The organism is Marinobacter maritimus, from assembly GCF_007671675.1.
GTDB classification, from domain to species: Bacteria; Pseudomonadota; Gammaproteobacteria; order Pseudomonadales; family Oleiphilaceae; genus Marinobacter; species Marinobacter maritimus.
This window is the reverse complement of sequence record NZ_VCGW01000011.1, coordinates 1-5,557: the sequence shown is the minus strand read 5'-3', so window position 1 is coordinate 5,557 and position 5,557 is coordinate 1. Positions and strand designations below refer to the sequence as shown.

General features: G+C 52.8%; 2 tRNA genes and 3 rRNA genes. All 5 read right to left on the bottom strand.

Annotated features, from left to right (window positions below):
- Nucleotides 1-7: 7 nt before the first annotated feature.
- The 5 genes from rrf to FFI90_RS20025 all read right to left on the bottom strand — a co-directional run bounded on the left by rrf (nucleotide 8) and on the right by FFI90_RS20025 (nucleotide 5,257).
- A 5S ribosomal RNA gene (gene rrf / locus FFI90_RS20045) occupies nucleotides 8-123 on the bottom strand.
- An 83-nt stretch (nucleotides 124-206) separates the two neighbouring features.
- Nucleotides 207-3,102, bottom strand: a 23S ribosomal RNA gene (locus tag FFI90_RS20040).
- Nucleotides 3,103-3,404: 302 nt separating this feature from the next.
- Nucleotides 3,405-3,480 (bottom strand) — tRNA-Ala (locus FFI90_RS20035).
- A gap of 95 nt (nucleotides 3,481-3,575) precedes the next feature.
- A tRNA-Ile gene (locus FFI90_RS20030) sits at nucleotides 3,576-3,652 on the bottom strand.
- A gap of 65 nt (nucleotides 3,653-3,717) precedes the next feature.
- Nucleotides 3,718-5,257 (bottom strand): 16S ribosomal RNA (locus FFI90_RS20025).
- Together the 16S, 23S and 5S rRNA genes with 2 tRNA genes alongside form the textbook arrangement of a ribosomal RNA operon.
- Between the last annotated feature and the right edge of the window lie 300 nt (nucleotides 5,258-5,557).

Here is a 5,557-nt window from a genome sequence, read left to right as displayed (position 1 = left end):
ATTAAGAGTCTGACGATGACCTACTCTCACATGGGCAAATGCCACACTACCATCGGCGCAGGCCTGTTTCACTTCTGAGTTCGGGATGGGATCAGGTGGTGCCAGGCCGCTATAGTCGTCAGACAAAACGGTCGATCACTGGGGGATGAGATAGAACGGTGATTCGATTCTTTCGTTGCGATATCCGCAATTGTCTTGGGTGTTATATAGTCAAGCCGCACGAGCAATTAGTATCGGTTAGCTCAACGCCTCGCAGCGCTTACACACCCGACCTATCAACGTCCTAGTCTTGAACGGCTCTTCAGGAGGCTCAAGGCCTCAGGGAGATCTCATCTTGGAAGGGGCTTCCCGCTTAGATGCTTTCAGCGGTTATCCTGTCCGAACGTAGCTACCCAGCAATGCCTCTGGCGAGACAACTGGAACACCAGCGGTTCGTCCACTCCGGTCCTCTCGTACTAGGAGCAGCTTTCCTCAAATCTCCAACGTCCACGGCAGATAGGGACCGAACTGTCTCACGACGTTCTAAACCCAGCTCGCGTACCACTTTAAATGGCGAACAGCCATACCCTTGGGACCGGCTTCAGCCCCAGGATGTGATGAGCCGACATCGAGGTGCCAAACACCGCCGTCGATGTGAACTCTTGGGCGGTATCAGCCTGTTATCCCCGGAGTACCTTTTATCCGTTGAGCGATGGCCCTTCCATACAGAACCACCGGATCACTATGACCTACTTTCGTACCTGCTCGACGTGTCTGTCTCGCAGTTAAGCGGGCTTGTGCCATTACACTAACCGTACGATGTCCGACCGTACTTAGCCCACCTTTGTGCTCCTCCGTTACGCTTTAGGAGGAGACCGCCCCAGTCAAACTACCCACCACACAATGTCCTCATCCCCGATAAGGGGACCAAGTTAGAACCTCAAACATGCCAGGCTGGTATTTCAAGGTTGGCTCCACGCAAACTGGCGTTCACGCTTCAAAGCCTCCCAGCTATCCTACACAAACATGTTCAAAGTTCACTGTGAAGCTATAGTAAAGGTTCACGGGGTCTTTCCGTCTAGCCGCGGATACACCGCATCTTCACGGCGATTTCAATTTCACTGAGTCTCGGGTAGAGACAGCGCCCCCATCGTTACGCCATTCGTGCAGGTCGGAACTTACCCGACAAGGAATTTCGCTACCTTAGGACCGTTATAGTTACGGCCGCCGTTTACCGGGGCTTCGATCAAGAGCTTCTCCCTAAGGATAACCCCATCAATTAACCTTCCGGCACCGGGCAGGCGTCACACCGTATACGTCCTCTTACGAGTTTGCACAGTGCTGTGTTTTTAATAAACAGTCGCAGGGGCCTGGTATCTTCGACCGGCTTCTGCTCAACCCGCGAAGGGCGTCACATACCACCGGCGTGCCTTCTCCCGAAGTTACGGCACCATTTTGCCTAGTTCCTTTACCCGAGTTCTCTCAAGCGCCTTGGTATTCTCTACCTGACCACCTGTGTCGGTTTGGGGTACGGTCTCAAATAGCCTGAAGCTTAGAAGATTTTCCTGGAAGCATGGCATCAATGACTTCGCTCCCGTAAAAGGGTGCTCGTCGTCACGTCTCAGAATTGTGGGTCCGGATTTGCCTAAACCCACTCCCTACACGCTTAAACCGGGACAACCGTCGCCCAGCTCACCTAGCCTTCTCCGTCTCTCCATCGCAGCTATCCAAGGTACGGAAATATTAATCCGTTTCCCATCGACTACACCTTTCGGTCTCGCCTTAGGGGCCGACTCACCCTGCGCCGATTAGCGTTGCGCAGGAACCCTTGGTCTTCCGGCGTGCGGGTTTTTCACCCGCATTGTCGTTACTCATGTCAGCATTCGCACTTCTGATACCTCCAGCAAGCTTCTCAACTCACCTTCGCAGGCTTACAGAACGCTCCCCTACCCCGCATACAAAGTATGCAGCCGCAGCTTCGGTATCCAGTTTGAGCCCCGTTACATCTTCCGCGCAGGCCGACTCGACTAGTGAGCTATTACGCTTTCTTTAAAGGATGGCTGCTTCTAAGCCAACCTCCTAGCTGTCTGAGCCTTCCCACATCGTTTCCCACTTAACTGGAATTTGGGGACCTTAGCTGGCGGTCTGGGTTGTTTCCCTCTTCACGATGGACGTTAGCACCCACCGTGTGTCTCCCGGATAGTACTCACAGGTATTCGGAGTTTGCATCGGGTTGGTAAGTCGGGATGACCCCCTAGCCGAAACAGTGCTCTACCCCCTGTGGTATTCGTCCGAGGCGCTACCTAAATAGCTTTCGGGGAGAACCAGCTATCTCCGGGCTTGATTAGCCTTTCACTCCGATCCACAAGTCATCCCCTGGCTTTTCAACGACAGTGGGTTCGGTCCTCCAGTTGATGTTACTCAACCTTCAACCTGCTCATGGATAGATCGCCCGGTTTCGGGTCTATGCCCAGCGACTAAATCGCCCTATTCAGACTCGGTTTCCCTACGGCTCCCCTAAACGGTTAACCTCGCCACTGAACATAAGTCGCTGACCCATTATACAAAAGGTACGCCGTCACAGAACAAGTCTGCTCCGACTGCTTGTACGCATACGGTTTCAGGATCTATTTCACTCCCCTCACAGGGGTTCTTTTCGCCTTTCCCTCACGGTACTGGTTCACTATCGGTCAGTCAGGAGTATTTAGCCTTGGAGGATGGTCCCCCCATGTTCAGACAGGATACCACGTGTCCCGTCCTACTCGATTTCACTAGACTCAGGTTTCGGATACGGGGCTATCACCCACTATGGCGGCACTTTCCAGAGCCTTCTCCTACCAGTTGTCTAGCTTAAGGGCTAGTCCCCGTTCGCTCGCCGCTACTTAGGGAATCTCGGTTGATTTCTTTTCCTCGGGGTACTTAGATGTTTCAGTTCCCCCGGTTCGCCTCTTACACCTATGTATTCAGTGCAAGATACCCGACCGAAATCGGGTGGGTTTCCCCATTCAGAAATGTCCGGATCACAGCTTGTTTGCCAGCTCCCCGAACCTTATCGCAGGCTTCCACGTCTTTCATCGCCTCTGACTGCCAAGGCATCCACCGTATGCGCTTAGTTGCTTGACTATATAACCCCAAGACAACTGATCCGAAACCACCCAACATACCAGGCAAGCCTGATGCGTGTGTGTTTTCGAGACAGCCACTTGAAGCTATATACAACCACTTCAACGACAACACCGGATAACGCTTGAAAAAATCGCTATCACATTGAACACATCTTCTCGGAGATAATGAGAAAATGTCTTCGTGTTCTATCTCATCCAATTTGTTAAAGAGCAAATCTGACCCAGTGATCAGAAAGAAGGATTTCATCGTCGTGAAACACTTGTTTCTGTACACTGACCGAAGTCAGGACATCCGTATAATGGTGGAGCTAGGCAGGATCGAACTGCCGACCTCCTGCGTGCAAGGCAGGCGCTCTCCCAGCTGAGCTATAGCCCCAAAAAGCTACATCAAGAATTGTTCAGATCCAGGCATCGAGAGGCGCCGCATAGCCTGCTATGCAAGTCACTCGATAACGCCGAGCTGAGCAATTCTGGTGGGTCTGGGTGGAGTTGAACCACCGACCTCACCCTTATCAGGGGTGCGCTCTAACCAACTGAGCTACAGACCCAATTGCTCTCTTTATCAATCAACCAAGTAATTCGTGTGGACTCTGACCGAAGCTTCAACTTCGTTTAAGGAGGTGATCCAGCCCCAGGTTCCCCTAGGGCTACCTTGTTACGACTTCACCCCAGTCATGAACCACACCGTGGTAATCGTCCTCCCGAAGGTTAGACTAACTACTTCTGGTGCAATCCACTCCCATGGTGTGACGGGCGGTGTGTACAAGGCCCGGGAACGTATTCACCGTGACATTCTGATTCACGATTACTAGCGATTCCGACTTCACGGAGTCGAGTTGCAGACTCCGATCCGGACTACGACGCGTTTTGTGAGATTGGCTCCCCCTCGCGGGTTTGCAGCCCTCTGTGCGCGCCATTGTAGCACGTGTGTAGCCCTGGCCGTAAGGGCCATGATGACCTGACGTCATCCCCACCTTCCTCCGGTTTGTCACCGGCAGTCTCCCTAGAGTTCTCAGCCGAACTGCTAGCAACTAGGGATAGGGGTTGCGCTCGTTACGGGACTTAACCCAACATCTCACGACACGAGCTGACGACGGCCATGCAGCACCTGTGTCTGAGTTCCCGAAGGCACCAATCCATCTCTGGAAAGTTCTCAGCATGTCAAGGCCAGGTAAGGTTCTTCGCGTTGCGTCGAATTAAACCACATGCTCCACCGCTTGTGCGGGCCCCCGTCAATTCATTTGAGTTTTAACCTTGCGGCCGTACTCCCCAGGCGGTCAACTTAGTGCGTTAGCTGCGCCACTAAGGATTCAAGATCCCCAACGGCTAGTTGACATCGTTTACGGCGTGGACTACCAGGGTATCTAATCCTGTTTGCTCCCCACGCTTTCGCACCTCAGTGTCAGTGTTGGTCCAGGTAGCCGCCTTCGCCACTGGTGTTCCTTCCTATATCTACGCATTTCACCGCTACACAGGAAATTCCACTACCCTCTACCACACTCTAGCCGAGCAGTTCGAAGTGCCGTTCCCAGGTTGAGCCCGGGGCTTTCACATCTCGCTTACTCAACCACCTACGCGCGCTTTACGCCCAGTAATTCCGATTAACGCTTGCACCCTCCGTATTACCGCGGCTGCTGGCACGGAGTTAGCCGGTGCTTCTTCTGTGAGTGACGTCAATCCTCAAAGGTATTAACTTTGAGGCCTTCCTCCTCACTGAAAGTGCTTTACAACCCGAAAGCCTTCTTCACACACGCGGCATGGCTGGATCAGGGTTGCCCCCATTGTCCAATATTCCCCACTGCTGCCTCCCGTAGGAGTTCGGGCCGTGTCTCAGTCCCGATGTGGCTGATCATCCTCTCAGACCAGCTACGGATCGTCGCCTTGGTGGGCCATTACCTCACCAACTAGCTAATCCGACTTAGGCTCATCCAATAGCGCAAGGTCCGAAGATCCCCTGCTTTCCCCAAAAGGGCGTATGCGGTATTAATCCGGGTTTCCCCGGGCTATCCCCCACTACTGGGCAGATTCCTAAGCATTACTCACCCGTCCGCCGCTCGACGCCTGGGAGCAAGCTCCCATCGTTTCCGCTCGACTTGCATGTGTTAAGCCTGCCGCCAGCGTTCAATCTGAGCCATGATCAAACTCTTCAGTTTAAATCATATAAGATCCGAAGATCTTTAATCTTGCTCAAGACAAAACTCAATGTTCGACGAGTCGCTTGCCTTGGTATTTCTTGTCGAAATACTCCAGCCAGCGCCCACACGAATTACTTGGTCAATTTGTTAAAGAGCGGTTGAGCCGTTGCTCAATCAAGGTGGCGTATTCTACATCGTCTCGCCGCCTTGTCAACCGTTTAATTAAAGAAACTTCAAACTCGTTTTCTTCAATACTTTCAAACAGTTGCCCTTCTCAGAACTCCCCGCCTCAGCGGTGTGTCCCTCGAAGGAGATGCG